At 66.8% G+C, this 23,933-nt stretch carries 27 protein-coding genes; 19 read left to right on the top strand and 8 right to left on the bottom strand.

Annotated elements, in window-relative coordinates; all coding sequences use genetic code 11:
- Positions 1-3: 3 nt before the first annotated feature.
- Together GBO37_RS09770 and GBO37_RS09765 are read right to left on the bottom strand one after the other, a co-directional pair.
- A complete protein-coding gene (locus GBO37_RS09770; RefSeq protein ID WP_045982884.1) occupies positions 4-516 on the bottom strand; it encodes a division/cell wall cluster transcriptional repressor MraZ in 513 nt (170 codons plus the stop codon).
- 630 nt (positions 517-1,146) lie between these two features.
- Complete coding sequence (locus GBO37_RS09765; protein ID WP_252928689.1) at positions 1,147-2,238, bottom strand: Mrp/NBP35 family ATP-binding protein; 1,092 nt, start codon at positions 2,236-2,238, stop codon at positions 1,147-1,149.
- A gap of 338 nt (positions 2,239-2,576) precedes the next feature.
- Here GBO37_RS09765 and GBO37_RS09760 point away from each other — a divergent pair, with 338 nt between their 5' ends.
- The 7 genes from GBO37_RS09760 to GBO37_RS09730 all read left to right on the top strand — a co-directional run bounded on the left by GBO37_RS09760 (position 2,577) and on the right by GBO37_RS09730 (position 8,663).
- A complete protein-coding gene (locus tag GBO37_RS09760) occupies positions 2,577-2,804 on the top strand; it encodes a DUF1127 domain-containing protein (RefSeq protein WP_045982882.1) in 228 nt (75 codons plus the stop codon).
- A 616-nt stretch (positions 2,805-3,420) separates the two neighbouring features.
- Positions 3,421-3,636, top strand: coding sequence for a DUF2945 domain-containing protein (locus GBO37_RS09755; RefSeq protein WP_252928688.1), 216 nt, complete (start codon positions 3,421-3,423; stop codon positions 3,634-3,636).
- A 39-nt stretch (positions 3,637-3,675) separates the two neighbouring features.
- Positions 3,676-4,455: a 23S rRNA (adenine(2030)-N(6))-methyltransferase RlmJ gene (gene rlmJ, locus GBO37_RS09750; RefSeq protein ID WP_252928687.1), complete on the top strand. Its 780-nt coding sequence runs from the start codon at positions 3,676-3,678 to the stop codon at positions 4,453-4,455.
- 61 nt (positions 4,456-4,516) lie between these two features.
- The gene (locus GBO37_RS09745; RefSeq protein WP_045982879.1) at positions 4,517-4,810 is read left to right on the top strand and encodes a septum formation initiator family protein; all 294 of its coding nucleotides are present in this window, start codon (positions 4,517-4,519) and stop codon (positions 4,808-4,810) included.
- An 84-nt stretch (positions 4,811-4,894) separates the two neighbouring features.
- Positions 4,895-5,929, top strand: coding sequence for a pyruvate dehydrogenase (acetyl-transferring) E1 component subunit alpha (gene pdhA / locus GBO37_RS09740; RefSeq protein WP_045982878.1), 1,035 nt, complete (start codon positions 4,895-4,897; stop codon positions 5,927-5,929).
- A 13-nt stretch (positions 5,930-5,942) separates the two neighbouring features.
- Positions 5,943-7,322, top strand: coding sequence for a pyruvate dehydrogenase complex E1 component subunit beta (locus GBO37_RS09735; protein ID WP_046001404.1), 1,380 nt, complete (start codon positions 5,943-5,945; stop codon positions 7,320-7,322).
- 12 nt (positions 7,323-7,334) lie between these two features.
- On the top strand, positions 7,335-8,663 hold the full coding sequence (locus GBO37_RS09730; protein WP_252928686.1) for a pyruvate dehydrogenase complex dihydrolipoamide acetyltransferase: 1,329 nt from the start codon (positions 7,335-7,337) through the stop codon (positions 8,661-8,663).
- A gap of 53 nt (positions 8,664-8,716) precedes the next feature.
- Here GBO37_RS09730 and GBO37_RS09725 read toward each other — a convergent pair whose 3' ends face one another.
- The 3 genes from GBO37_RS09725 to GBO37_RS09715 all read right to left on the bottom strand — a co-directional run bounded on the left by GBO37_RS09725 (position 8,717) and on the right by GBO37_RS09715 (position 11,388).
- Positions 8,717-9,487: a division plane positioning ATPase MipZ gene (locus GBO37_RS09725; RefSeq protein ID WP_148911385.1), complete on the bottom strand. Its 771-nt coding sequence runs from the start codon at positions 9,485-9,487 to the stop codon at positions 8,717-8,719.
- 73 nt (positions 9,488-9,560) lie between these two features.
- Positions 9,561-10,454: a DMT family transporter gene (locus tag GBO37_RS09720; RefSeq protein ID WP_252928685.1), complete on the bottom strand. Its 894-nt coding sequence runs from the start codon at positions 10,452-10,454 to the stop codon at positions 9,561-9,563.
- Positions 10,455-10,542: 88 nt separating this feature from the next.
- A complete protein-coding gene (locus GBO37_RS09715; protein ID WP_252928684.1) occupies positions 10,543-11,388 on the bottom strand; it encodes a LysR family transcriptional regulator in 846 nt (281 codons plus the stop codon).
- Between the two features lie 101 nt (positions 11,389-11,489).
- On the opposite strand from GBO37_RS09715, the gene GBO37_RS09710 reads away from it, so the two are divergent.
- From GBO37_RS09710 to rpmE, 10 genes are all read left to right on the top strand, one after another.
- Complete coding sequence (locus GBO37_RS09710; protein ID WP_046001400.1) at positions 11,490-12,077, top strand: FMN-dependent NADH-azoreductase; 588 nt, start codon at positions 11,490-11,492, stop codon at positions 12,075-12,077.
- Between the two features lie 72 nt (positions 12,078-12,149).
- Positions 12,150-12,548 (top strand): TonB C-terminal domain-containing protein, encoded by a 399-nt coding sequence (locus GBO37_RS09705; protein WP_252928682.1) that lies wholly within the window; start codon positions 12,150-12,152, stop codon positions 12,546-12,548.
- Positions 12,549-12,712: 164 nt separating this feature from the next.
- Positions 12,713-14,209: a signal recognition particle protein gene (ffh, locus tag GBO37_RS09700; RefSeq protein WP_045982871.1), complete on the top strand. Its 1,497-nt coding sequence runs from the start codon at positions 12,713-12,715 to the stop codon at positions 14,207-14,209.
- A complete protein-coding gene (locus tag GBO37_RS09695) occupies positions 14,206-14,742 on the top strand; it encodes a GNAT family N-acetyltransferase (protein ID WP_252928680.1) in 537 nt (178 codons plus the stop codon). The genes ffh and GBO37_RS09695 overlap by 4 nt, the downstream gene beginning before the upstream one ends.
- The gene (locus GBO37_RS09690; protein ID WP_042249024.1) at positions 14,739-15,035 is read left to right on the top strand and encodes a chorismate mutase; all 297 of its coding nucleotides are present in this window, start codon (positions 14,739-14,741) and stop codon (positions 15,033-15,035) included. The genes GBO37_RS09695 and GBO37_RS09690 overlap by 4 nt, the downstream gene beginning before the upstream one ends.
- A gap of 28 nt (positions 15,036-15,063) precedes the next feature.
- Positions 15,064-15,420 (top strand): 30S ribosomal protein S16, encoded by a 357-nt coding sequence (gene rpsP / locus GBO37_RS09685; RefSeq protein ID WP_045982869.1) that lies wholly within the window; start codon positions 15,064-15,066, stop codon positions 15,418-15,420.
- 51 nt (positions 15,421-15,471) lie between these two features.
- Positions 15,472-15,972, top strand: a complete 501-nt coding sequence (gene rimM / locus GBO37_RS09680) for a ribosome maturation factor RimM (RefSeq protein ID WP_046001398.1) — start codon at positions 15,472-15,474, stop codon at positions 15,970-15,972.
- Positions 15,969-16,856 (top strand): tRNA (guanosine(37)-N1)-methyltransferase TrmD, encoded by an 888-nt coding sequence (gene trmD, locus GBO37_RS09675; protein ID WP_045982867.1) that lies wholly within the window; start codon positions 15,969-15,971, stop codon positions 16,854-16,856. The genes rimM and trmD overlap by 4 nt, the downstream gene beginning before the upstream one ends.
- Complete coding sequence (rplS, locus tag GBO37_RS09670) at positions 16,853-17,236, top strand: 50S ribosomal protein L19 (protein WP_045982866.1); 384 nt, start codon at positions 16,853-16,855, stop codon at positions 17,234-17,236. The genes trmD and rplS overlap by 4 nt, the downstream gene beginning before the upstream one ends.
- A gap of 14 nt (positions 17,237-17,250) precedes the next feature.
- Positions 17,251-17,472 carry a 50S ribosomal protein L31 gene (rpmE, locus tag GBO37_RS09665; protein ID WP_252928678.1) on the top strand — a complete coding sequence of 74 codons (222 nt, stop codon included), beginning with the start codon at positions 17,251-17,253 and terminating at the stop codon, positions 17,470-17,472.
- A 60-nt stretch (positions 17,473-17,532) separates the two neighbouring features.
- Here the strand turns inward: rpmE and GBO37_RS09660 are convergent, their stop codons facing one another.
- Positions 17,533-18,456: an acyltransferase family protein gene (locus GBO37_RS09660; RefSeq protein ID WP_252928677.1), complete on the bottom strand. Its 924-nt coding sequence runs from the start codon at positions 18,454-18,456 to the stop codon at positions 17,533-17,535.
- Positions 18,457-18,541: 85 nt separating this feature from the next.
- Positions 18,542-20,500 carry a protein meaA gene (locus tag GBO37_RS09655; protein WP_252928701.1) on the bottom strand — a complete coding sequence of 653 codons (1,959 nt, stop codon included), beginning with the start codon at positions 20,498-20,500 and terminating at the stop codon, positions 18,542-18,544.
- A gap of 208 nt (positions 20,501-20,708) precedes the next feature.
- On the opposite strand from GBO37_RS09655, the gene ccrA reads away from it, so the two are divergent.
- Positions 20,709-21,998 carry a crotonyl-CoA carboxylase/reductase gene (gene ccrA, locus GBO37_RS09650; protein ID WP_046001395.1) on the top strand — a complete coding sequence of 430 codons (1,290 nt, stop codon included), beginning with the start codon at positions 20,709-20,711 and terminating at the stop codon, positions 21,996-21,998.
- A 66-nt stretch (positions 21,999-22,064) separates the two neighbouring features.
- Here the strand turns inward: ccrA and GBO37_RS09645 are convergent, their stop codons facing one another.
- Positions 22,065-22,271, bottom strand: coding sequence for a hypothetical protein (locus GBO37_RS09645; RefSeq protein ID WP_045982863.1), 207 nt, complete (start codon positions 22,269-22,271; stop codon positions 22,065-22,067).
- 98 nt (positions 22,272-22,369) lie between these two features.
- Between GBO37_RS09645 and GBO37_RS09640 the strand changes: the two genes are divergently transcribed.
- On the top strand, positions 22,370-23,902 hold the full coding sequence (locus GBO37_RS09640; protein ID WP_252928675.1) for an ATP-dependent RecD-like DNA helicase: 1,533 nt from the start codon (positions 22,370-22,372) through the stop codon (positions 23,900-23,902).
- Positions 23,903-23,933: the final 31 nt, after the last annotated feature.

Below are 23,933 nucleotides of genomic sequence, written 5' to 3'. Positions count from 1 at the left end.
GCCCTAGCCCTCGGAGGATTGCTGCAGGAAGGCGCGGGGGTCGAATTCGGGGCCCTTGCTGGCCGCGAAATCCTCCAGCGCCTGCACGTCTTTGGGACGCGATTCGGGGTGATAGACCTGGATGTAGTCGCCGCGCGATTCAAAGATCGTCTCGGTCCCGTCGGCAAAGCCCAGCCTGTCGCGCAGCTTTGCGGGCAGGACCAGGCGGCCCTCGCGGTCGATCTCAAGGTCGGTGGACTGTCCGTTCATCAGCAGCTCCAGCCAGCGTCGCTCCTGGCTGCCGCGGGTCAGGCGGTCGATCTGCTCGTCGATCTGCTCGATGGCCTCGATGGTGTACAGCTCCAGCCAGTTCCACCAGTCGGGGCCATAGACCGCCACCAGCTGCGTGCGCCCGGTGTTCGTCCCCGAGAATGACGGGTCGCCGGCATCGAACACGCGGCGCAGCCGGGCCGGGATCGACATCCGACCCTTGCCATCGACCTTGACGGTTTCGGTGCCTCTGAACTTCCGCGCCACCTGGGCCCGCCCTCACTGTCCTGCTCTTTCGGGACGTCCGAAAGAGAAAGGGCGGATCGGGCCGCTGCCACTGCCCGATCCGCCGCCCTCGTTCCCGATTTACCCGGGCCCCTTTGCGGGGTTGGTTGCCGACCCGTCGCACGCCACCTGGGGGAGGTGCTGCTCGCGGACGCGGGCCGGCTATGTTGGAAAACGGTTGCCTGTATGAAGTCTGCTTCGCCTGTCCGGGGTCTTGGCGCCCCTTGAACTGCCCGTTTTCGTGATCCGGTTGTGACATGGGATTTCATGGGAAGCAACGGTATTCTTAGGCCACCAGCCGCATTCCGCCGCAGCATTTGCCTGAGCCCGAATCAAGAAATGCCGCAGAAGCGGCAGTGATGCGGCAAAGTTTGGTGGCGTGACGCGAAAGCCACACTACATCTAGAAGGCGAGTAACAAACGCATTTTGCCGGTCACTGGGTCCATTTCACCACAGTTCAAAGCCCTGCAAGTCGAAAATCCAGGCAGCCCTGCAAAACTTTTGGAACAGATCACGGACGATCACGAAATCGAGAGGTCTTCTTGGCCTCACTTCCCGCAATTTCCCGACCGTCCCGTGCATTCCCAAAGCAAGCCCGGATTTCGCGCAGATCAGGCGATGCCGCCCTGCACCAGACGGTCGGCCAGGCGGGCGTAGGCGTCGGACACGGCACCGTCGCCCAGGGCCACCGGTCGTCCCGAATCGCCAGCCAGCCGGACCTCCAGCTCCAGCGGCAGGGCGCCCAGGAACGGCAGGTTCAGCGCCTCGGCCTCGGCCGCCACGCCGCCATGGCCGAACAGATGCGCCTCGTGCCCGCATTTGGGACAGATATAGGTCGACATGTTCTCGACCAGGCCCAGGACCGGTGTCTTCAGCTTGCCGAACATGTCGATCGCACGGCGCGCGTCCAGCAGCGCCACGTCCTGCGGCGTGGACACGATGATCGCACCCGTGACGGGGGCCTTCTGGCACAGCGACAGCTGCACGTCGCCGGTGCCGGGCGGCAGGTCGATCAGCAGGACGTCCAGTTCGCCCCAGTTCACCTGCTGCAGCAGCTGCTGCAGCGCGCCCATCAGCATCGGGCCGCGCCAGACCAGTGCCTCGCCCTCCTTCAGCATCAGGCCGATCGACATGACGGTGACGCCATGCGCATGCATCGGATCGATCCGCTGTCCATCCGGGCTGGCAGGCCGGCCCGAGACGCCCATCATCCGCGGCTGCGAGGGGCCATAGATGTCGGCATCCAGCAGGCCGACCTTGCGCCCCGCGCGCGCCAAGGCGACGGCAAGGTTCGAGGTGACGGTGGATTTCCCGACACCGCCCTTGCCGGATCCGACGGCGATGATGTGGCGCACGCCGGGAATCGCCTGCGGACCGGCCTGGGGCGTGGGATGCCCGCCGATCTTCAGGGACGGGGCGGCGCCCTGCCCCGATACGGCCTTGGGCGGCGCGGGCTTGGCGGGGGCGGTCATGACGATCTGGACCTTGGCCACACCGGGGATACGTTCCAGCCTGGCACAGGCCTCGGCCTCGACCGGGGCCATGGCCTGCGCGGTGGCCGCATTCTCGACCTCCAGCACGAATCGCACCGTCTCTTGGTCGATGGTCAGCGCGCGGATCAGGTCGGCCTGACCCAGCGTCCCTCCCTGCGGAAGGGCAATATCCGAGATTGCCGTAAGGATCGTTTCGCGTGTGACGGGCATGTGAGGGACCTGTGTCTTTGTTCGCCCGGCAGCATGAAGCATAGAGACGGGACCCTCAACACCCCCTGCGACAATCCGTACCGCACGGCGCTAACCGCTTTCAAACAGGTGATTTTTGCGTCCGCGGCGTGATCGCTAACAGATGTATCGTGTCAATTTTATGTCGTTAATTCATCGTTAAAGAAGGCAATAGGTCAGCCTTGGCTATGCAATTGCTGCATGGCAGCATTACGAAACCATCCGTTGTGAAACGCCGTCGATGGGGCCATCTTCAACTCAACGAAACGCCGGGCCAATCCGGGAACGGCGCAGACGAGATGAACCGAAAGGATACGACCATGGCTGTTATCGCCCAAGCACACAACGCCACCGCCGACGCCGGCCTGCGTGGCCGCCTGCTGAGCGCGATCCAGCGGATGCAGGAAAACCGCGCCCGCCGCGCCGTATACCGCCAGACCGTGCGCGAACTGAATGCCCTGACCACCCGCGATCTGGACGATCTGGGCATCAGCCGCTCGATGATCACCCGCCTGGCGCACGAAGCGGCATGGGGTTCGGCCCAGTAATCCTGGGACACCAAGAATTCGCATTCCCGGCCCTCCCCTCCTCCCTGGGTCCGGGACCGGCGGCATCCTCCTCTCCTCCTCCCTGGAGGGTGCCGCCCAAAAGACGCACTGGAACCCGATCCTCCTCCTCGGGTTCACGTGCCAGGCGGCGGCCCCACTCCTCCCTCCCAGGGGTCGCCGCAAAAAGTTCCATAGCCGCCCCATTCGCGGCACGCTGATACGCCCGGTCCTCTCCTCCTCCCTCCCGGACCCGGCGTTCGCGGTACGGCCTCTCCTCCTCCCTGGCCCTACCGCACCCCATACGCGGCCCCTCCTCCTCCCTGGGCCAGCGTTCAGCGGCGACCTCCCTCCTCCTCCCTGGAGGTCGCCGCGCCTTCATAGCCGCCTCGATTGCGGCACACGGATACGACGGGCTCTCCTCCTCCCTGCCCGGTCGTAAGCGGTGATGGCCTCTCCTCCTCCCTGGCCGGAACCGCGACCCATACGCGGTCCCTCCTCCTCCCTGGGCCAGCGTTCAGCGGCGACCTCCCTCCTCCTCCCTGGAGGTCGCCGCGCCCTTCCTCCGGAACCCATCGCCCCCATGACGCATTGCCCCCGACACGCAGTCGGAGGCCGCATGATTCTGCGCAAGGGCACCAAGGTGGAATGGGACTGGTCGGGCCACAAGGCGACCGGAAAGATCACGGACATCTTCACCGATGACGTCGAACGGACAATCAAGGGCAGCAAGATCAGCCGAAACGCATCCAAGGACGATCCCGCCTACCTGATCGAACAGGATGACGGCGACCAGGTGCTGAAGGGCCGGTCAGAACTGCGCCGCGCCGATTGACGTCTTTTCCCCGCCGTGCGCCCACGCTAAGGCTGGCGGATGCTCAGCTATCAACACGCCTATCATGCCGGGAACCTGGCCGACCTGCACAAGCACGCGTTGCTGGCGGTCGCGCTGGACTACCTGACCCGCAAGGACAAACCGCTTTCCTATCTGGAAACCCATGCGGGTCGTGGGCTTTATGATCTGACCGGCGCCGAGGCGCAGAAGACGCAAGAGGCCGCGCAGGGCATCGCGCGCGCCACGATCGAACACTGGCTGCCGCAGGATCACCCGCTGATGCAGGCGCTGCGGGCCGTGCGCGACCTGCGGGGCGCGCAGGCCTATCCCGGTTCACCGCTGATCGCGGGGCATTTCCTGCGCCACGAGGACAAGGCCCATCTGGCCGAACTGCACCCCGCCGAATTTCAGGCCCTGCGCCGTGTGGCGGGCTTTGCCACCCTGCACCAGCAGGACGGCTTCGCGATGGCGCAGGCGGTCTGTCCGCCCGATCCGCGCCGCGGCCTGCTGCTGATCGACCCCAGCTATGAGGTCAAGGCAGACTATGCCGCGATCCCGCGCCAGATCGGCTTGATCGCGCGCAAGTGGAACGTGGGCGTCATCGCGCTGTGGTATCCGATCCTGACCGATCACCGCCACATGGGCATGACCGCGCAGCTGGTCAGCGATTTCCCTGATGCCCTGCTGTCCGAGGTGTCGTTTCCCCCTGCCCGTCCAGGCCATTCGATGATCGGATCGGGCATGTTCGTGCTCAACGCCCCCTGGGGCCTGGCCGAGCACGCCCGCCAGATCGAGGCGATGTTCCGCGAGCGCGCCTGACGGGGATTCCCCCGCCGATTGCGCTGTGCCATGATCGGCCCGGCCACAAGGATTCCCTGCCATGCCTCAACGTCTGTCCATCGGCGCCACCGTGTTCCTGGTCCTGACCGTCCTGGTCGGCCTGTATTTCGCCTATGCTGCGGTGCAGGGCCCGTCGGGCATCCTGCGCCGGATCCAGATCCAGGCCGAGACCGAGGATCTGCGCGAGGCCCGCGACCTGCTGCAGGCCGACGTGACCCGCATGCAGAACCTGACCCGCCGCCTGTCGGACGATTATCTGGACCTGGACCTCTTGGACGAACGCGCCCGCGAGGTGCTGGGCCTGCTGCGCGCGGACGAGATCCTGCTGCGATAGGGCCGGGATTGCACGGCTGTCGGTGATGCGCTACGGATAGTTTAACGCTGAACTATCCGCCACGCTTCCAGGAGGACACGCCGCATGGCCAGAAAACCAAGCCCCCAGCAGGAGGCTCCTTCGAACACGTCGAAGGAAGAGTTGCTGAAATACTATCGCGACATGCTGCTGATCCGCCGATTCGAGGAGAAGGCCGGCCAGCTGTACGGCATGGGCCTGATCGGCGGGTTCTGCCACCTTTATATCGGCCAGGAGGCCGTCGTGGTGGGTCTGGAGGCCTGCGCCAAGGACGGCGACAAGCGCATCACCAGCTATCGTGACCACGGTCACATGCTGGCTTGCGGGATGGAGGCGCGCGGTGTCATGGCCGAGCTGACCGGGCGTCAGGACGGCTACTCCAAGGGCAAGGGCGGCAGCATGCACATGTTCAGCCGCGAAAAGCATTTCTATGGCGGGCACGGCATCGTCGCGGCGCAGGTGCCGCTTGGCGCGGGTCTGGCCTTCGCGGACAAGTATCTGGGCAACGACAACGTCACCTTCACCTATTTCGGCGATGGCGCGGCGAACCAGGGCCAGGTCTACGAGACCTACAACATGGCCGAGCTGTGGGACCTGCCGGTCGTCTTCGTGATCGAGAACAACCAGTATGCCATGGGCATGTCGGTCAAGCGGTCGACGAAATCGACCACCTTCTTCGGCCGTGGAGAGGCCTTCGGCATCCCCGGCGAACAGGTCGACGGCATGGACGTGCTGGCGGTCAAGGCGGCGGGCGAAAAGGCCGTGGCGCATTGCCGCGCCGGCAAGGGCCCCTACATCCTGGAGGTCATGACCTATCGCTATCGCGGGCATTCGATGTCGGACCCGGCCAAGTACCGGACCCGCGAGGAGGTCCAGAAGATGCGTGACGAGCGTGACCCGATCGAGAACATCCGTGAGATGCTGCTGACCGGCAAGCACGCGACCGAGGAGGACCTCAAGGCGCTGGACAAGGAAATCAAGGACATCGTCAACGATTCCGCGGAATTCGCCAAGGACAGCCCCGAGCCCGACCTGGCCGAGCTGTGGACCGACATCTATGCCGACGAACTGCCCCAGGGCAGCGCCGAAGAGAACGCCTGAGGGGGACCGTCACATGGCAATTGAAATCCTGATGCCCGCCCTGTCCCCCACGATGGAGGAAGGCACGCTGGCGAAATGGCTGAAGAAAGAGGGCGACGCGGTGAAATCCGGCGACGTCATCGCCGAGATCGAGACCGACAAGGCCACGATGGAATTCGAGGCCGTCGACGAGGGGATCATGGGCAAGCTGCTGGTGGCCGAGGGCACCCAGGGCGTCGCCGTGAACACCCCCATCGCGGTGCTGGTCGAGGAGGGAGAGGACGCCGACGCGGCCCCTGCCCCCAAGGCCGAGGCCAAGCCGGCCGAAGCCCCCAAGAAGGATGACGGCGCCCAGCCCGGCGAATCCGCCATCGAGGAGGTCGTGACCCCGCAGCCCAAGCCGCGCAGCCCCGACTGGCCCGAGGGCACCAAGATGAAGACCATGACCGTGCGGGAAGCCCTGCGCGAGGCCATGGCCGAGGAGATGGACCGCGACGAGACCGTCTTCCTGATGGGCGAGGAAGTGGGCGAATACCAGGGCGCCTACAAGATCAGCCAGGGCCTGCTGGAGCGGTTCGGCCCCCGCCGCGTCGTGGACACGCCCATCTCCGAGATCGGCTTTGCCGGCATCGGCACGGGGGCGGCCCTGGCCGGCCTGCGCCCGATCGTCGAGTTCATGACCTTCAACTTCGCCATGCAGGCGATCGACCACATCATCAACTCGGCCGCAAAGACGCTGTACATGTCGGGGGGCCAGATGGGCTGTCCGATCGTGTTCCGCGGCCCGAACGGCGCCGCTGCCCGCGTGGGCGCGCAGCACAGCCAGGATTACGCCGCATGGTACGCGGCCATTCCGGGCCTCAAGGTCGTGATGCCCTATTCGGCCGCCGACGCGAAGGGCCTGATGAAGCAGGCGATCCGTGACAACAACCCGGTCATCTTCCTGGAGAACGAGATCCTGTATGGCCGCAGCTTCGAGGTGCCGGACCTTGAGGACTTCACCATTCCCTTCGGCAAGGCCAACACGGTCCGGTCGGGCGACGACGTGACGCTGGTCAGCTTCGGCATCGGTGTGGCGCATGCGCTGGAGGCCGCGGCCAAGCTGGCCGAAGAGGGCATCGAGGCCGACGTGATCGACCTGCGCACCCTGCGGCCGCTGGACTATGACGCGATCCTGGAATCGGTCAAGCGGACCAACCGCTGCGTGACCGTCGAGGAGGGCTTCCCCGTGGGCGCCATCGGCAACCACATCTCGGCCTATCTGATGGAGAACGCGTTCGACTATCTGGACGCGCCGGTCATCAACTGCACCGGCAAGGACGTGCCGATGCCCTATGCCGCCAACCTGGAAAAGCACGCGCTGATCACGCCCGCCGAGATCGTCGAAGCCGTGAAAAAAGTCACCTACAAGTAAGGGAGCTGCGCGATGCCCACGGAAATCCTGATGCCCGCCCTCTCCCCGACGATGGAGGAGGGCACGCTGGCCAAGTGGCTGGTCAAGGAAGGCGACGAGGTCAAGTCCGGCGACGTCATCGCCGAGATCGAGACCGACAAAGCCACGATGGAGTTCGAGGCCGTCGACGAAGGTCGCATCGGCAAGATTCTGATCGCCGAGGGCACCTCGGCGGTCAAGGTCAACACCGCCATCGCGGTCCTGCTGGAGGACGGCGAGGAGGCGGGCGACATCAGCGCGCCCAAGGCCAAGGAAGAGCCCAAGGCGGATGCCGAGCCCGAACCGGCCGAGAAGGGCTATGGCGGCCCGATCGGCGCGCCGGTCGCCTGTGATGCCAAGGCCGACGCACCCAAGGGCAACCGGGTCTTCGCCTCGCCCCTGGCGCGGCGCATCGCCAAGGACAAGGGTCTGGACCTGTCGCAGATCCAGGGCAGCGGCCCCCGTGGCCGCATCGTCAAGGCCGATGTCGAGAACGCCAAGGCCGGTGAGGCCAAGCCCGCAGCGTCGGCTGCGGCCCAGCCCGAGGCGAAGGCGGCCCCCGCGGCAGCCGCAGCCCCGGCCCAGGCCCCCAAGGGCCTGTCGACCGACGCTGTGCTGAAGATGTATGCCGACCGCGAGACCGAGGAGGTCGCGCTGGACGGCATGCGCCGCACCATCGCCGCCCGCCTGTCCGAAGCCAAGCAGACCATCCCGCATTTCTACCTGCGCCGCTCGGCCAAGCTGGATGCGCTGATGGAGTTCCGGGCCACGCTGAACAAGCAGCTGGAGAGCCGTGGCGTCAAGCTGTCGGTCAACGACTTCATCATCAAGGCGTGCGCCCTGGCGCTGCAGCAGGTGCCGGACGCGAACGCGGTCTGGGCGGGGGATCGCATCCTCAAGCTCAAGCCCTCGGACGTGGCCGTGGCCGTGGCCATCGAGGGCGGGCTGTTCACGCCCGTGCTGAAGGACGCGCATCAGAAGACCCTGTCGGCGCTGTCGGCGCAGATGAAGGATCTGGCCGCGCGCGCCAAGTCCAAGAAGCTGGCCCCCCATGAATACCAGGGCGGCAGCTTCGCGATCAGCAACCTGGGCATGTTCGGCATCGAGAACTTCGACGCGGTCATCAACCCGCCGCATGGCGCGATCCTGGCCGTGGGTGCGGGCATCCCGACCCCGGTCGTCGAAAAGGGCGAAGTCGTGGTGCGCAACGTCATGTCGATGACCCTGTCGGTCGACCACCGCGTGATCGACGGTGCGCTTGGCGCGCAACTGCTGGAGGCGATCGTCGCCCATCTGGAAAACCCGATGGGCATGCTGGCCTGATCCAGCCACCGGACGGAACAAACGGCGGGCCATCGGCCCGCCGTCTTTCGTTGTCAGAACGTGACGGTGACGCCCGGAAGGCGCAATTCGTTGATCAGGTCGCGCAACTCCTGCCGCGCGGCGATCTGGGACATGCTCATGGCCTCGGTGCCGACATCCTTCAGGTCCAGCAGGGTCAGCCCGTTCGGAAACAGCTCGCGAAAGATCACGCGTTCCGAAAATCCGGGCGCCACCCGAAACCCGATCCGCTTGGACAGGTCGGCCAACGCGCCGCCGACCTTGCGCTTGTTGTGCATCTGCTGGCTGCCCAGGCGGTTTCTCAGCACCAGCCAGTCGATGGGCCCTGCCCCGGCCTGCGCGCGCAGCTGGCGTGCGCCCCACACCATCTCGGCATAGATCGAGGGACCAAGCACGTCACCGTCGGGCGACAGGCGCGCCAGCAGGTCGAAATCGACGAAACTGTCGTTCAGGGGCGTGATCAGCGTATCGGCGACCGTATGCGCCATCTGGCTCAGCTTGGTGTGCGACCCGGGGCAGTCCAGCAGGATGAAGTCACACGTCTCCTCCAGCTGCCGCAGGGCGGGTGTCAGCGGATCGGCGCCCTCGCCCAGCGGCGCCAGCACGGGCATGGGCAGGTCCAGCCCCTTGCGCGCCAGGAAGGCGGCGCGATTCTCCAGATAGCGGCCAAAGCTGCGCTGGCGGACGTCCAGGTCCAGCCCGCCGACCCGGTGCCCCATCCGCGCCAGCGCGGTCGCCACATGCATCGAGGTGGTCGACTTGCCCGAGCCGCCCTTTTCGTTTCCGACCACGATGATATGCGCCACAAGCAGCCTCTTGTCCTGTCCCGACGGGAAACCTAGCGACCGCGCCGCCGGATGGAAAGCCGCCCCGGCAGCCCTAGCGCCGCAGCAGCCGCCCGTCGATCATCGCCAGCCCAAGCCCGATGACCGCCATGCCCAGCAGCTGCGGCAGGCCCAGAACCTCGTCCAGGAACAGCCAGCCCAGCAGGATTGCCGACACCGGTACCAGGAACGTCACCAGAGAGATGTTCGTGGCCCCCGCCCGGCCCAGGATACGAAAGAACAGCACGTAGGCCAGCCCTGTGCAGACCAGCCCCAGCAGGCTGATCGCCAGCCAGACCTGGGCAGGCGCCGCCGGCGGCAGCCCGTCATGCGCCAATGCCAGCGGCAGCAGCACGACGCTGGTGCCCGTCACCATGCCCGCCGCCGTGACCAGCGGGTCGACGCCCTGCGCACGAAACCGCCGTCCAAAGGCCGCGGCCCAGGCATAGCTGATCGCGGCGCCCAGCATCGCCAGTTGCGGCAGCACGCCATGGCCGTGACCCGCCAGTTCGTCCACGCCGATCATCACTGCGACACCGCCCAGGCCCAGGGCGACCCCGGCCAGGCGCATCAGCCCCGCGCGCTCATCCGCCAGCACCAGGGTCGAGACCAGCACCGTGAACAACGGCGTCGTCGCGTTCAGGATGGACGCCAGCCCTGCCGGGATGAACCCCTGCGCCCAGACGATCAGCCCAAAGGGGATGGCGTTGTTCAGGACGCCCATCMCCAGGAACGCGCCCCACAGCCCCGCCCCGCGCGGCAGTGCCCGCCCGGTCGCCAGCACGATGGCCCACAGGACCGCAGCGGCGATCATCACGCGCAATGCCACCACCCACAGGACCGGCATATGCCCCACGATCAGCGCGATCAGGAAGAACGACCCGCCCCAGATCAGTGACAGCAGCAGCAGAAGGCCCCAGTCGGATGCGCTCATCCGCGCGGTGATCATCGGACGGTCCGGTCTGGCAATGGGCGGGAATGGGTCATGGGTCCTCCTGCGGCGCACGCTGCCCCAAGCCGGGGCCGAGGGAAAGGGCTCAGCCGTCGCGCAGCGCCGCCAGCGCGGCCTGGACCTTCGGGGTGCGATGCAGGTCGACATGGGTGACCAGCCACAGGTTGGAATCCCATTCCGGCAGGCTCAGCGCGGGCAGAAGGCCACGCGCCAGGCTGTCGGGCAAGGCACCGACCGCCAGCCCGGCGCGGATCACCGCCTCGCGCGCGGTGGCCTCGTTGGCGGTGACCAGGATGTTCTCGGGGCCGATGCGGTCCTGCAGCCAGCGCATGTAAGGCGCGCCGCGCGCCTCTGGTCCCGGCAGGGCAAAGCGGTGGTCGCGCGGATCGTCGACCGGCCCGTGCCGGTCCAGGTACGAGGCCGCGGCATACATCACATGCCCCATCCGCCCCATCGCACGCACGACATAGTCGGGCTCGGTCGGTTCGGCCCCGCCGCGGATGGCCACATGCGCCTCTCCGGCGCCCAGCCGGAACAGGCGCGCGTCCGTGGCATAGGTCAGGCGCAGGTCGGGATGGCGCGCCATCAGCGCGATCAGCCGCGGCATGACCAGATCCACCAGTTCCGGCAGCGAGGTCACGACCAGCTCTCCCTCGATCCGCTCTCCGGCGCCGGCGATCTGCGCGGCCATCTGGGCAAAGCGTTCATCCGCAGCCCCCGCCGCATCCAGCAGGGTGCGCCCGGCCTCGGTCAGGGCATAGCCGCGGGTGTGGCGTTGGAACAGCCGGGCGCGCAGGGCCGATTCCAGCGCGTCGATGCGGCGGATCACCGTGGCGTGGTGCACGCCAAGATCGGCGGCCGCCCCACTGACCGTTCCGGTGCGCGCCACGGCCAGTGCCACGCGGATATCGTCCCACGATTCGATCTGCATGTGCATCCCCGCACAGTGAATGCGCAGTTATCCCCCTTACGTTCGCAGGTGCATAGATCTAAATCTGCTGCAACGCAGAAACAACTCTCTGGGAGCTTGCCATGAACATCCTGCATCTCGACAGCGCCATCACCGCCGACGCCTCGGTCTCGCGCCAGCTGACCGCCGACATCCTGGCCCGCCTGACCGCTGCCAATCCCGACGCGACGGTGACCTATCGCGATCTCAGCACGGGCGTCCCCGCCATCGACACCGCATGGTTCAAGGCCGTGCGCGTGGGCACCGACGATCCGACCCCGCAGCAGCAGGCGCAGATCGACACCTCGAACGCACTGCTGGCCGAGGTTCAGGCCGCCGACACGCTGGTGATCGGGCTGCCGGTCTACAACTTCTTCCTGCCATCGCAGCTGAAGACCTGGCTGGACCAGATCGCCCGCGCCGGTGTCAGCTTCCGCTATACCGCCGAGGGCCCCGAGGGCCTGCTGACGGGCAAGCGTGCCTTCGTGGCCTATACCGCCGCCGGCACGCCGATGGGTTCGGACCTGGACCACGCGTCGGGCTATCTGCGCCACATGCTGGGCTTCCTGGGCATCACCGACGTGACCTTCGTGGCCGCCGACGGCCTTGCCATGGACCGCGAGGCCGGCATGGCACGCGCACAACAGGCGCTGGAGCAGATCGCGGCCTGACCGGCTGCGCTGTTGCGCAGCTTCACCCCATCCTCATATGGCGGCATTGCATCCGTCTGGGACATTGCCGCCATGCGTTTTACGATTGCGACCGCCGCCCTGCTGACAGGGCTGGCGGTTTTTTACACCCCGGCCGTGGCGCAGACCGCGGTCAACGAAATCGCCACGCACCGCCCCCGTGACATGATCGAATGGACCAAGCTGCTGCACGACAAGGCCGCCCGCCAAAGCCATGTGGCACTTCTGCAAGCGGCGACCGTCAGCGCGACCAACTCCGCCCAATTCGTCATCGTCGTGGCCCAGGACGGCATGATCAACGACGTGCGGACCATGCAGTCCTCGGGCAACCCGATGATGGATCATGCCCTGCGCAACAGCATCATGGACATGCCCCGGATGCCGACCTTCACGGAGGACATGCCGCGGGGCAGCGCCAGCTTCGTTCTGCCGGTCAACGTCGCGACCCCGTGATCCGACCGGGCCTGCGTTGACAGGACCCCCCCTGCCCTGTACAAGACCCCGGATTCCCGGAAGCACAGCCTTCCGGTCCCTGCGCCAGATGCGGGGATCGCCCCCCCGTCAGCGCGTTGCGCCCACGGGGGCTAAACCGATTTGGAGCCATAGGAGGCCCGGCCATGTTCGAGAACCTTTCCGATCGCCTGGGCGGCGTCTTCGACCGGCTGACCAAGCAGGGCGCCCTGTCCGAGGAGGACGTCACCGCCGCCATGCGCGAGGTGCGCGTGGCCCTGCTGGAGGCGGACGTCTCGCTGCCGGTGGCGCGCAACTTCGTCAAGGCCGTCACGGCCAAGGCCACCGGCGCCGCGGTCACGAAATCGGTCAGCCCCGGCCAGCAGGTCGTCAAGATCGTCCATGACGAGCTGATCAAGGTCCTGCAGGGCGACGACGCCCCCGAGGCGCTGCGCATCGACAACCCGCCCGCCGCCATCCTGATGGTTGGCCTGCAGGGTTCGGGCAAGACCACCACCACCGCGAAACTGGCCCTGCGCCTGAAGGACCGCGAGAAGAAGCGCGTGCTGATGGCGTCCCTGGACACCAACCGCCCCGCCGCGATGGAGCAGCTGGCCATCCTGGGCCAGCAGATCGGCGTCGACACGCTGCCCATCGTGATGGGCCAGACCGCCGTGCAGATCGCGCAGCGCGCCAAGACGCAGGCCTCGCTTGGCGGCTATGATGTCGTCATGCTGGACACCGCCGGTCGCCTGCATATCGACGAGGCGCTGATGACCCAGGTCCAGCAGGTCCGCGACATCGCGAACCCGCGCGAGACGCTGCTTGTCGTCGACGGCCTGACCGGTCAGGACGCCGTGAACGTCGCGACCGAGTTCGACGCCAAGGTCGGCGTCACCGGCGTGGTGCTGACCCGGATGGATGGCGACGGACGCGGGGGTGCGGCCCTGTCGATGCGCGCCGTGACCGGCAAGCCGATCCGCTTCGTGGGTCTGGGCGAAAAGATGGACGCGCTGGAGACCTTCGACGCCAGCCGCGTCGCGGGGCGCATCCTGGGCATGGGCGATATCGTGGCCCTGGTCGAGAAGGCCCAGCAGGTGCTGGAGGTCGAGCAGGCCGAGCGCATGATGAAGCGGTTCCAGAAGGGCCTCTTCAACATGAACGACCTGCGCGGCCAGCTGGAGCAGATGCAGAAGATGGGCGGCATGTCCTCGGTCATGGGGATGATGCCCGGCATGGCCAAGATGGCCAAGCAGGCCGAGGCCGCGGGCTATGACGACAAGGTCGTCCGCCACCAGATCGCCCTGATCAATTCGATGACCAAGAAGGAACGGGCCAATCCCGACCTGCTGCAGGCCAGCCGGAAAAAGCGCATTGCTGCCGGTGCGGGTCTGGACGTGTCGGACCTGAACAAGCTGCTGAAGATGCAGAAGCAGATGGCCGACACGATGAAGAAGCTGGGCAAGATGGGCAAGGGCGGGCTGATGAAGCAGGCCATGCGCGCCATGACCGGCAAGGGCGGCGGCCTGCCCGACATGGAGAACCTGGACCCCGCCAAGATGGCCGAGGCCCAGAAGATGCTGGCCGATCCCAAGGGCTTGGGCGGCCAGTTGGGCCGCGCGGGCCTGCCTGCCGGCTTGGGCGGATTGTTCGGCAAGAAATGATCACGCTGTCCCCCACCCCGGTTCTGGAGACGGAACGGCTGACCCTGCGCGCGCCCCTGGGCAGCGACTGGCCGCATTGGCGCAGCTTCTATCAGTCTGATCGCGCGCAGTTCGTGGGCGGCGGTTCGCCTGAACCCAAGCCCGGCGCCTATTGGCGGGCCTTCGGCCACCTGACCGGCCATTGGGTGATGCGCGGTTTCGGAATGTTCGTGTTCTGCCTTAAGGGCGATGATACACCCCTGGGCATGACCGGCCCGTGGTACCCCGACGGCTGGCCCGAGCATGAGCTGGGCTGGTCCGTCTGGTCGCAGGCCGCCGAAGGCCGCGGCTATGTCGCCGAAGCCGCCCGTGCGGTGCGCGCACATGCGTTCCGCGACCTGGGCTGGACCACGGCGGTCAGCTATATCGACCCGGACAATGCCCGGTCGATCGCTTTGGCCGAACGGCTTGGCGCGGTGCGTGACCGCGGCGCGCGGCAGCCGGTCTTCGACAAGCCCTGCCTCGTCTATCGTCACAGCCCGGAGGCCGCATGACCGACGCAACCACCCGCGCGGCCGACCTGCTGCGCGACCACCGTGCCAGCATCGACCGGCTTGACGCCATCCTGGTCTATACGCTGGCCGAACGCTTCAAGCACACCCAGTCCGTCGGCCGCCTGAAGGCCCGGCACGACCTTCCGCCGTCCGATCCCTCGCGCGAGGCAAGCCAGATCGAACGCCTGGAACGCCTCGCGCGCGAGGCCGATCTCGACCCGGAATTCGCGCGCAAATTCCTGACCTTCGTGATCGCCGAAGTCATTCGGCACCACGAACATTATCAGTCCTGACCGGACGACAACCCAAGGAGACTATCTGATGTCCATGAAGATCCGCCTGGCCCGTGGTGGCAGCAAGAAGCGCCCGCACTATGCCATCGTCGCGTCGGATTCGCGCATGCCGCGCGACGGCCGCTTCATCGAGAAGCTGGGCACCTACAACCCGCTGCTGGCCAAGGACAGCGAAGACCGTGTCAAGATGGACGTCGAGCGCATCCAGTACTGGCTGAGCCACGGCGCGCAGCCGACCGACCGCGTCGCACGCTTCCTGGAAGCCGCGGGCGTCAAGGAAAAGGCCGAGCGCAAGAACATGAAGAAGGCAGAGCCCGGCAAGAAAGCCAAGGCGCGCGCCGACGAGCGCGCCAAGAAGGCCGCGGCGCCCGCCGAAGCCGAGTGATCTGACGCTGGCGGGGGAAACCCCGCCAGTCCTTTATTGCAAGGGTGTGACATGACCGAAGACCGCATCTGCGTTGGCGCCATCGCGGGGGCTTTCGGGGTCCACGGAGAGGTGCGGCTGAAAAGCTTCTGCTCGGACCCTGCCGATATCGCGACCTATTCCCCCCTGACGTCCGAGGACGGCACCCGCCGGTTCGAGGTGTCGCTGACGCGCGAGGTGACGGGGGCCCTGGGTGCGCGCATCAAGGGCATCGCCACCAAGGAGGATGCCGACGCCCTACGCGGCGTGACCCTGTGGGCCCCGCGCAGTGCCCTGCCCGCGCTGCCGGATGACGAATTCTATCATGCCGACCTGATCGGGCTGGAGGTCGTCGATACCGGCGGCAAATCCCTGGGCCGGGTGCGTGCCCTGTACGATCACGGCGCCGGCGACATCATCGAGGTGGTGGGCGGCACACAGGTGCTGATGCTGCCCTTTACCCGTGCCGTCGTGCCGACCGTCGATCTGGCCGCGCGTCGCATCGTGGTGGACCCGCCCGGCGACGACGAATGAGCGACGCGCCCAGTCCCAAGTCGCACGGCCGCCTGACCGCCCGTCCCAGCCTGCGCCCGCGCGAGCTGATGGCGGAACCGCAAGTGGCGGGCGCATGGACCGCGCGGATCGTCACGCTGTTCCCCGAGGCCTTTCCCGGCATCCTGGGCCTGTCCCTGACCGGCAAGGCGCTGGCGCAGGGCTTGTGGAACCTGCGCACCATCGGCCTGCGCGATTTCGGCATGGGCCGGCACCGCAATGTCGACGACACGCCCGCGGGCGGCGGGGCCGGCATGGTCATCCGCGCGGACGTGCTGGACGCAGCCCTGACCGAGGCGCAGGCGGGACCGGGGCCGACCCTGCCCGTCCTTTACATGTCACCGCGCGGCAGGCCGCTGACCCAGGCCCGTGCCCGGGCGCTGGCGCAGGGGCCGGGCGTCACGCTGATCTGCGGCCGGTTCGAGGGAATCGACCAGCGCGTGCTGGACAAGCACGCCATCGAGGAGATCAGCATCGGGGATTATGTCCTGACCGGCGGAGAGATCGCCGCACAGGTCTTGATCGACGCGACGGTCCGGCTTATACCGCGCGTGCTGGGCAATCATGATTCCCTGGCCGAGGAGTCCTTTTCCATCGGCAACCGGGGTCTTCTGGAAGCGCCGCAGTTCACCAAGCCAGCCCTCTGGGATGGCCGCGAGATACCGCCCGTGCTGTTGTCGGGCAATCACGCAGCCATCGCCGCATGGCGGTCCGGTGAGGCCGAGAGGCTGACACAAGAACGCCGCCCCGATCTGTGGCGGGCATATGCGGAAACGCATGTGGACCCGGCTAAGGACCGACAGCGCTCGGGCGCATCAGACCAATCGCGGATGTACCGCGAGCATGACAAGGAACCAAAGCGATGAACCTGATCGCACAACTCGAAGCCGAGCAGATCGCCGAGCTTGGCAAGTCCATTCCCGACTTCAAGGCCGGCGACACCATCCGCGTCGGCTACAAAGTGACCGAGGGTACCCGTACCCGCGTCCAGAACTACGAAGGCGTCTGCATCTCGCGCCGTGGCGGCGCGAACATCGCGGCCAGCTTCACGGTCCGCAAGATCAGCTTCGGCGAAGGCGTGGAGCGCGTGTTCCCGCTGTATTCGACCAACATCGCCACGATCGAGGTCGTCCGTCGCGGCAAGGTCCGTCGCGCCAAGCTGTACTATCTGCGCGATCGTCGCGGCAAGTCGGCCCGTATCGTCGAAAAGACCAACTACCGTCCGCTGTCGGACGCGAAAGCCTGAGCAGAGGTCACGCCATGAAAAAAGAGATTCACCCCGATTACCACACGATCTCGGTCAAGATGACGGACGGGACCACCTACCAGACCCGTTCGACCTGGGGCGCCGAGGGCGACAGCATGTCGCTGGACATCGACCCGACCTCGCACCCGGCCTGGACCGGTGGTTCGTCGCGCCTGATGGATACCGGCGGCCGCGTGACCAAGTTCAAGTCGAAATACGCGGGCCTGGGTTTCTGATCCACGCCACGATCGACGTCGCAGACGCCGCCCCTCGGGGCGGCGTTTCGCATTCCGGGGTCAGGTAAAGAATGCCAGCACGCGGCGGCGCTCTGCCATCCCCAGCCAGGTGGCCAAGGCCAGGCTGACCGCCATGACGGTCAGCGCCTTGGTGTCGCCCTCCAGCCCGAACCGGCTGGCGCAGATCATGATCATGACATGCACGAAATAGACGAAGGCCGCGGTGCTGGCCGCGCGCTTGCCGTCCCACGCCCCCTGCACCTGCTGCGCAGCCAGGAACAGCAGCGGCGCCGCCGCCAGCAGCGACAGCATCATGTCGACGCCCCAGCCCCCGCCCGCGATCACCCACCAGACCAGGCTTTCCCCCATCACCGCCAGCAGCGCCAGACCGGCCAACGGCATGGCCCACCGCCGCAGCCCCGCACCCCAGCCATGCGCCAGCAGAACGCCAAGCGCGAAGAACGGAAAGATGGTGAAGACCCCGTTGCGATAATGGTCCAGCTGGATATTTGCCTGCCCGGTCAGGACCAGCAGTTGCAGGGCCAGCGCCGTACCCGCCAGAAGCGCCGCCGCGACGGCGATCCGCATCGGTCGGCGCAGCACCATGACCATCACCGCCGATACCAGCAGGCCCGGCAGGAACCACAGATGGAAATAGCCGAAGACCAGCGTCTGCAGCGCATGCCCCGCCCCGGTCAGGTCCGGACCATAGATCGGCAGATAGATCGTCATCCACAGCAGGTATAACGCCAGGATGCGGCGCAGATACGGCCCACTGCGCCCGCCGCGCATGGCCGACAGGAAGAAGTACCCCGAGATCAAGGCGAAGACCGGCACCGCCAGACGATAGAGGCCGTTGAACAGCACCTGCTTGACCAGCGGCGGCGCGGCCTCGGGAAATCCGCTATGCAGGGCGATGACCGTCAGTGCCAGAAGGATGCGCAACGGGTCGATGGCGCTGTTGCGCCGGGTCTGAGATGTCATGGGCCGGCCTTTGTCGTGCAGCCCTGTCAACGGCCAAAGGCCCGTCCGGTTCACCCGCAGGGCGCGTTATCTGCGCCCTGCCCGGTCACGCGGCAGCGGCGCCCGGCGCGACCAGCCCTACGATGTCCATCATGATCGTGTTCAGCTGGAAATCCTTGGGCGTATAGACCCGTGCCACGCCCATCGCCGTCAGGCGGGCGGCGTCGTCGTCGGGAATGATGCCGCCGACGATCACCGGCACATGGCCCATTCCGGCGGCCTGCATGCGGGCCATCAGATCCTCGATCAACGGCAGGTGGCTGCCCGACAGGATCGACAGGCCGACGACATGGACGTCCTGTTCGCGGGCACGCGTGACGATCTCCTCCGGGGTCAGGCGGATGCCCTCATAGGTGATGTCCATGCCGCAGTCGCGGGCGCGGAAGGCGATCTGTTCGGCGCCGTTCGAATGGCCGTCCAGGCCCGGCTTGCCCACCAGGAACTTCAGGCGCCGCCCCAGCCGGGCGCTGACCGCATCGACCGCATCCCGGATCTCCTCCAGCCCCTCGGTGCGGTTCGAGGGCGCCTGCGACACCCCCGTCGGGCCGCGGTATTCGCCATGCACCGCGCGCATCACGCCCGCCCATTCGCCGGTGGTGACGCCCGCGCGGGCGGCGGCGATGGACGGCCCCATGATATTCGCGCCCGACTGCGCGGCGCGGCGCAGCGCGGCCAGCGCCGCCTCGACCGCGCTTGCGTCGCGTTCCGCGCGCCAGGCGGCCAGGCGGCCGACCTGATCGGCCTCGACCGCGGGGTCGACGACCATGATGCCGCCATCGCCCGCCGTCAGCGGCGAAGGCTCGGCCTGCTGCCAGCGGTTGACGCCAACCACGACCGTCTCGTTCGTCTCGATCCGGCCAAGGCGGGCCGCGTTCGATTCGACCAGCCGCGCCTTCATGTAGTCGATGGCCGCAATCGCGCCGCCCATCTGGTCCAGCAGCGCCAATTCGTCCCGAGCGCCCTGCTTGAGGGTTTCGACCTTGGCGGCGATCACCGGATTGCCGTCGAACAGGTCGCCATATTCCAGCAGGTCGGTCTCATAGGCCAGGATCTGCTGCATCCGCAGCGACCATTGCTGATCCCAGGGCCGCGGCAGGCCCAGGGCCTCGTTCCAGGCGGGCAGCTGCACCGCACGGGCGCGGGCGTTCTTGGACAGCGTGACGGCCAGCATCTCCAGCAGGATGCGATAGACGTTGTTCTCGGGCTGCTGCTCGGTCAGGCCCAGGCTGTTGACCTGCACGCCATAGCGGAACCGACGGTATTTCTCATCCGCGATGCCATAGCGGTCGCGGGTGATCTCGTCCCACAGCTCGGTAAAGGCGCGCATCTTGCACAGCTCGGTGACGAAGCGGATGCCCGCGTTCACGAAGAAGCTGATCCGCCCGACCATCTCGGGAAAGCTGTCGGAGGGCACCTTGTCCCGCAGATCGTCCAGCACGGCCACGGCGGTGGCCAGCGCATAGGCCAGCTCCTGTTCCGGCGTCGCCCCGGCCTCCTGCAGGTGATAGCTGCAGACGTTCATCGGGTTCCATTTCGGCAGGTGCTGCCGCGTATAGGCGGCGATGTCGGTGATCATCGCCAGCGACGGCGCAGGCGGACAGATATAGGTCCCGCGCGACAGGTATTCCTTGATCAGGTCATTCTGGACGGTGCCTTGCAGGCGGCTGACATCGGCCCCCTGCTCCTCGGCCACGGCGATGTACAGCGACAGAAGCCACGGCGCGGTCGCGTTGATCGTCATCGAGGTGTTCATCTGCTCCAGCGGGATCTGGTCGAACAGTGCGCGCATGTCTCCCAGATGGCAGACGGGGACGCCGACCTTGCCGACCTCTCCGCGCGCCAGGATATGATCGCTGTCGTAACCGGTCTGCGTGGGCAGGTCGAAGGCCACCGACAGGCCGGTCTGTCCGCGCGACAGGTTCGTCCGGTACAGCGCATTGGATTTCGCCGCCGTGGAATGGCCCGCATAGGTGCGGAACAGCCAGGGTTTGTCCTTGTCGGCCATCATGCCCTCGCAAGAAAATGTCATCAATAGTATCGATACAGACACAAAGCTGCGCCGTCAATTCGCCGCAGCGCGGCGCAGTTCTAATCATTCCGACATATTATTGCGCGTACTAGTGTCTGATAGTTGCATTGTTGCTTTTTGTGGCGTAGGACAGGGCAAATCGGCCCGGTGATTCTGCACTGCGGCACAGGACAGGAGAAAGACGATGGCTCTCGACGCACCCACCCCGATCGCGCCCTACGACGCCCCGGTCAAAGACCTGTACGCCGTGGGCGAGATGCCCCCCCTGGGCCATGTCCCTGCGCGCATGCATGCCTGGGCGATCCGCCGCGAACGGCAGGGAGAGCCCGATCAGGCCATGCAACTGGAGGTCGTGGACACCCCCGCCATCGACAGCAACGAGGTTCTGGTCCTGGTGATGGCGGCGGGCGTCAACTACAACGGGATCTGGGCGGGCCTGGGCAAGCCGATCAGCATGTTCGACGTGCACAAGCAGCCTTATCACATCGCCGGATCGGATGCGTCGGGGATCGTCTGGGCGGTGGGCGACAAGGTCAAGCGGTGGAAGGTCGGGGACGAGGTCGTCATCCACTGCAACCAGGACGACGGCGACGACGAGCATTGCAACGGCGGCGATCCGATGTTCTCGCCCACGCAGCGGATCTGGGGATACGAGACGCCGGACGGCAGCTTTGCCCAGTTCACCCGCGTGCAGGCGCAGCAGCTGATGCCCCGGCCGCGCCACCTGACCTGGGAGGAATCGGCCTGCTATACGCTGACGCTGGCCACGGCGTACCGGATGCTATTCGGGCACGAGCCGCACGAGCTGAAGCCGGGCATGAACGTGCTGGTCTGGGGCGCGTCGGGGGGCCTCGGCTCCTATGCGATCCAGCTGATCAACGCGGCGGGCGGTAACGCCATCGGGGTGATCTCCGAGGAAGACAAGCGCGACTTTGTCATGGGGCTGGGCGCGAAAGGAGTCATCAACCGCAAGGAATTTCGCTGCTGGGGGCAGCTGCCCACGGTGAACACGCCGGAGTACAAGGAATGGTTCAACGAGGCGCGCAAGTTCGGCGCGGCGATCTGGGACATCACCGGCAAGGGCAACAATGTCGACATCGTCTTTGAGCATCCCGGCGAGGCGACCTTCCCGGTCAGCACGCTGGTCTGCAAGAAGGGCGGGATGGTGGTGATCTGCGCAGGCACCACGGGGTTCAACTGCACCTTCGACGTGCGGTACCTGTGGATGCATCAGAAGCGCATCCAGGGGTCGCATTTCGCCCATCTGAAGCAGGCCAGCGCCGCGAACAAGCTGATGCTGGAACGCCGCCTGGACCCCTGCATGTCCGAGGTGTTCCCCTGGGCCGAGATCCCGGCCGCGCACATGATGATGCTGCGCAACCAGCACAAGCCGGGCAACATGGCGGTGCTGGTCCAATCGCCGCGGACCGGGCTGCGCACCTTCGAGGATGCGCTGGAGGCCGGTCGGCGCTGACCTGCGTCCCGCGACGTGCCGGGGGGCCTGCCGCCCCCCGGACCCCCCGCGCGGCGGTGCATGGGGTCAGACCTTGCGATCACCCTCTCCGGCACGGCGGCATTTCCATTCGCGAACCTGTTCGGTCGGATGGGTGGCCACCCATTTCGCAAGCTCGGACTGGCTCTGCAGCATGCAGGTGAACAGGCCGTTCCGTTCCTCGAACAGCAGGCTGTGATCGCTGCAGCGCTGTGGGTCGGCGAGCAGGCAGGTGACGAAGAACAGCTCGATCATCGCGTCTCTCCTGTTGGGGTGCCCGCAGGCACGGTGCCCGGGGCGGAAAAGTTGCGCGGCGCTTTGCCTTGGCCGCGAAGGCAGGCTAAGGGTCTGGCATGAACAGTCCCGTCCCCGCCCCGACCCTTTCGCCCGATCAGGCCGATGCCTGGGACGCGCTGGCCGAAACCTTCGGCGCGGCGGGCATCGACATCATCGCAGAGGAACTGCATCCGCCACAGTCGGGAAAAGGTCGCGTCATGGCGGTCATCGGCAAGGCCGGATCGGGCAAGACGCTGATGCTGTCGCAGATCACCAAGGCCCTGCTGGAGGCGGGGGTCGAACTGATCAGCCCTGATTACGAAGGGCGGCGCCGCAAGGACCGGCGTAGCGTTGCCATTCTGGCGCCGACGAACAAGGCGGCGTTCGTTCTGCGCATGCGCGGCGTGCCGGCCACGACGATCCACCGGATCCTGTACACCCCGGTCTATGATCCGCAATACGAGAAGATCGCCGAATGGCTGACCGGGGCGGCCGAACGCCCGGTCATCGCGGAACTGTCTGACACGGCGCTGGACCGGGCCAAGGCGTTCTATGACCAGCATGCCTCGATCCCCGGGGCGCTGGCCACGGCCGGGTTGCGCGGGTCGGATTTCATCCGCGGCTGGACCAGGCGCGAGGAGGGGCTGGACGTCGGGCTGATCGACGAGGCCTCGATGCTGGACGAGAAGCAGTTCGAGGACCTGCGCGAGATCTTTCCCGTGCTGGTCCTGTTCGGCGACCCTGCCCAGCTGGCCCCGGTCGGCCAGTCCGGAGAGATGGTGTTTGACAAGCTGGCGCCGGCGCAGCGCCTGATGCTGAGCCGCATTCACCGCCAGGCCGACGACAACCCGATCCTGGACATGGCCCATGCTTTGGCCGACGATCAGCTGGGCTTTGACGATTTCGAGCAGATGATCCGCGATGCTGCGCGCAAGGACGACCGCGTGGTCTGGGCCGAGCGGGTGGAAAGCGACCTGATGGCGCGCAGCCCGGTCCTGGTCTGGCGCAATGCGACGCGCATCCGGCTGATCCATGCCTTCCGCACGGCCTTCGGCGCGCCAGGGGACGCGCTGCTGCCCGGAGAGCCGCTGATCTGCGACGGGCTGGAGCTGCCGCTGAAGCATCGCAAGAAGCGGATCGATCTGGAGGCGCGCGGCCTGATCAAGGGAGCGCAAGTGGTCTATCTGGGGCCGGGCCGCAAGCCGGGCTTTTCGCGCCTGCACGTGATCGGGGCCGAGGACCCGCGCCTGTCGGCCGCCAGCATCGTCAAGATCGAGATGCCGGACGAGGACGAACCCTTCATCCCCTTTGCGGCGCGAATGGGCGCGGCTTTTCTGCACGGGGCGGCGGTCACGATCCACAAGGCGCAGGGCAGCCAGTGGCCCGAGGTGCAGGTGTTCGGCCCCGACATCAGCGCCGCCGCCTGGTCGAACCGGTCCGAGGCTGGGGTCCAGCTGTGGAAGCGGCTGACCTATGTCGCCATCACCCGGGCGCAGGAGAGGCTGTACTGGGTGACCAAGGCACGGCTTGCGCGGCCCGCAGGGCCGTTGACGACGGACGATCTGGCGGCCCCGTCCGCGCCCCTGGCACTGGACGCCGAGGAAGCGTGATTGCGTCCCGCGACGCCGGCCGCGACGCCGG

This window comes from Paracoccus sp. 08 (assembly GCF_024105395.1).
Lineage (GTDB): Bacteria > Pseudomonadota > Alphaproteobacteria > Rhodobacterales > Rhodobacteraceae > Paracoccus > Paracoccus marcusii.
The sequence above is the reverse complement of the archived record's forward strand: the minus strand, read 5'-3'. Positions and strand labels throughout refer to the sequence as shown.

Bases quoted from the DNA above. Each gene is read 5' to 3' on its own strand.
- GBO37_RS09765 (WP_252928689.1), bottom strand. From the start codon at position 2,238: ATGCCCGTCACACGCGAAACGATCCTTACGGCAATCTCGGATATTGCC.
- GBO37_RS09760 (WP_045982882.1), top strand. From the start codon at position 2,577: ATGGCTGTTATCGCCCAAGCACACAACGCCACCGCCGACGCCGGCCTG.
- GBO37_RS09755 (WP_252928688.1), top strand. From the start codon at position 3,421: ATGATTCTGCGCAAGGGCACCAAGGTGGAATGGGACTGGTCGGGCCAC.
- rlmJ (WP_252928687.1), top strand. From the start codon at position 3,676: ATGCTCAGCTATCAACACGCCTATCATGCCGGGAACCTGGCCGACCTG.
- GBO37_RS09745 (WP_045982879.1), top strand. From the start codon at position 4,517: ATGCCTCAACGTCTGTCCATCGGCGCCACCGTGTTCCTGGTCCTGACC.
- pdhA (WP_045982878.1), top strand. From the start codon at position 4,895: ATGGCCAGAAAACCAAGCCCCCAGCAGGAGGCTCCTTCGAACACGTCG.
- GBO37_RS09735 (WP_046001404.1), top strand. From the start codon at position 5,943: ATGGCAATTGAAATCCTGATGCCCGCCCTGTCCCCCACGATGGAGGAA.
- GBO37_RS09730 (WP_252928686.1), top strand. From the start codon at position 7,335: ATGCCCACGGAAATCCTGATGCCCGCCCTCTCCCCGACGATGGAGGAG.
- GBO37_RS09715 (WP_252928684.1), bottom strand. From the start codon at position 11,388: ATGCAGATCGAATCGTGGGACGATATCCGCGTGGCACTGGCCGTGGCG.
- GBO37_RS09710 (WP_046001400.1), top strand. From the start codon at position 11,490: ATGAACATCCTGCATCTCGACAGCGCCATCACCGCCGACGCCTCGGTC.
- GBO37_RS09705 (WP_252928682.1), top strand. From the start codon at position 12,150: ATGCGTTTTACGATTGCGACCGCCGCCCTGCTGACAGGGCTGGCGGTT.
- ffh (WP_045982871.1), top strand. From the start codon at position 12,713: ATGTTCGAGAACCTTTCCGATCGCCTGGGCGGCGTCTTCGACCGGCTG.
- GBO37_RS09695 (WP_252928680.1), top strand. From the start codon at position 14,206: ATGATCACGCTGTCCCCCACCCCGGTTCTGGAGACGGAACGGCTGACC.
- GBO37_RS09690 (WP_042249024.1), top strand. From the start codon at position 14,739: ATGACCGACGCAACCACCCGCGCGGCCGACCTGCTGCGCGACCACCGT.
- rpsP (WP_045982869.1), top strand. From the start codon at position 15,064: ATGTCCATGAAGATCCGCCTGGCCCGTGGTGGCAGCAAGAAGCGCCCG.
- rimM (WP_046001398.1), top strand. From the start codon at position 15,472: ATGACCGAAGACCGCATCTGCGTTGGCGCCATCGCGGGGGCTTTCGGG.
- trmD (WP_045982867.1), top strand. From the start codon at position 15,969: ATGAGCGACGCGCCCAGTCCCAAGTCGCACGGCCGCCTGACCGCCCGT.
- rplS (WP_045982866.1), top strand. From the start codon at position 16,853: ATGAACCTGATCGCACAACTCGAAGCCGAGCAGATCGCCGAGCTTGGC.
- rpmE (WP_252928678.1), top strand. From the start codon at position 17,251: ATGAAAAAAGAGATTCACCCCGATTACCACACGATCTCGGTCAAGATG.
- GBO37_RS09660 (WP_252928677.1), bottom strand. From the start codon at position 18,456: ATGACATCTCAGACCCGGCGCAACAGCGCCATCGACCCGTTGCGCATC.
- GBO37_RS09655 (WP_252928701.1), bottom strand. From the start codon at position 20,500: ATGGCCGACAAGGACAAACCCTGGCTGTTCCGCACCTATGCGGGCCAT.
- ccrA (WP_046001395.1), top strand. From the start codon at position 20,709: ATGGCTCTCGACGCACCCACCCCGATCGCGCCCTACGACGCCCCGGTC.
- GBO37_RS09645 (WP_045982863.1), bottom strand. From the start codon at position 22,271: ATGATCGAGCTGTTCTTCGTCACCTGCCTGCTCGCCGACCCACAGCGC.
- GBO37_RS09640 (WP_252928675.1), top strand. From the start codon at position 22,370: ATGAACAGTCCCGTCCCCGCCCCGACCCTTTCGCCCGATCAGGCCGAT.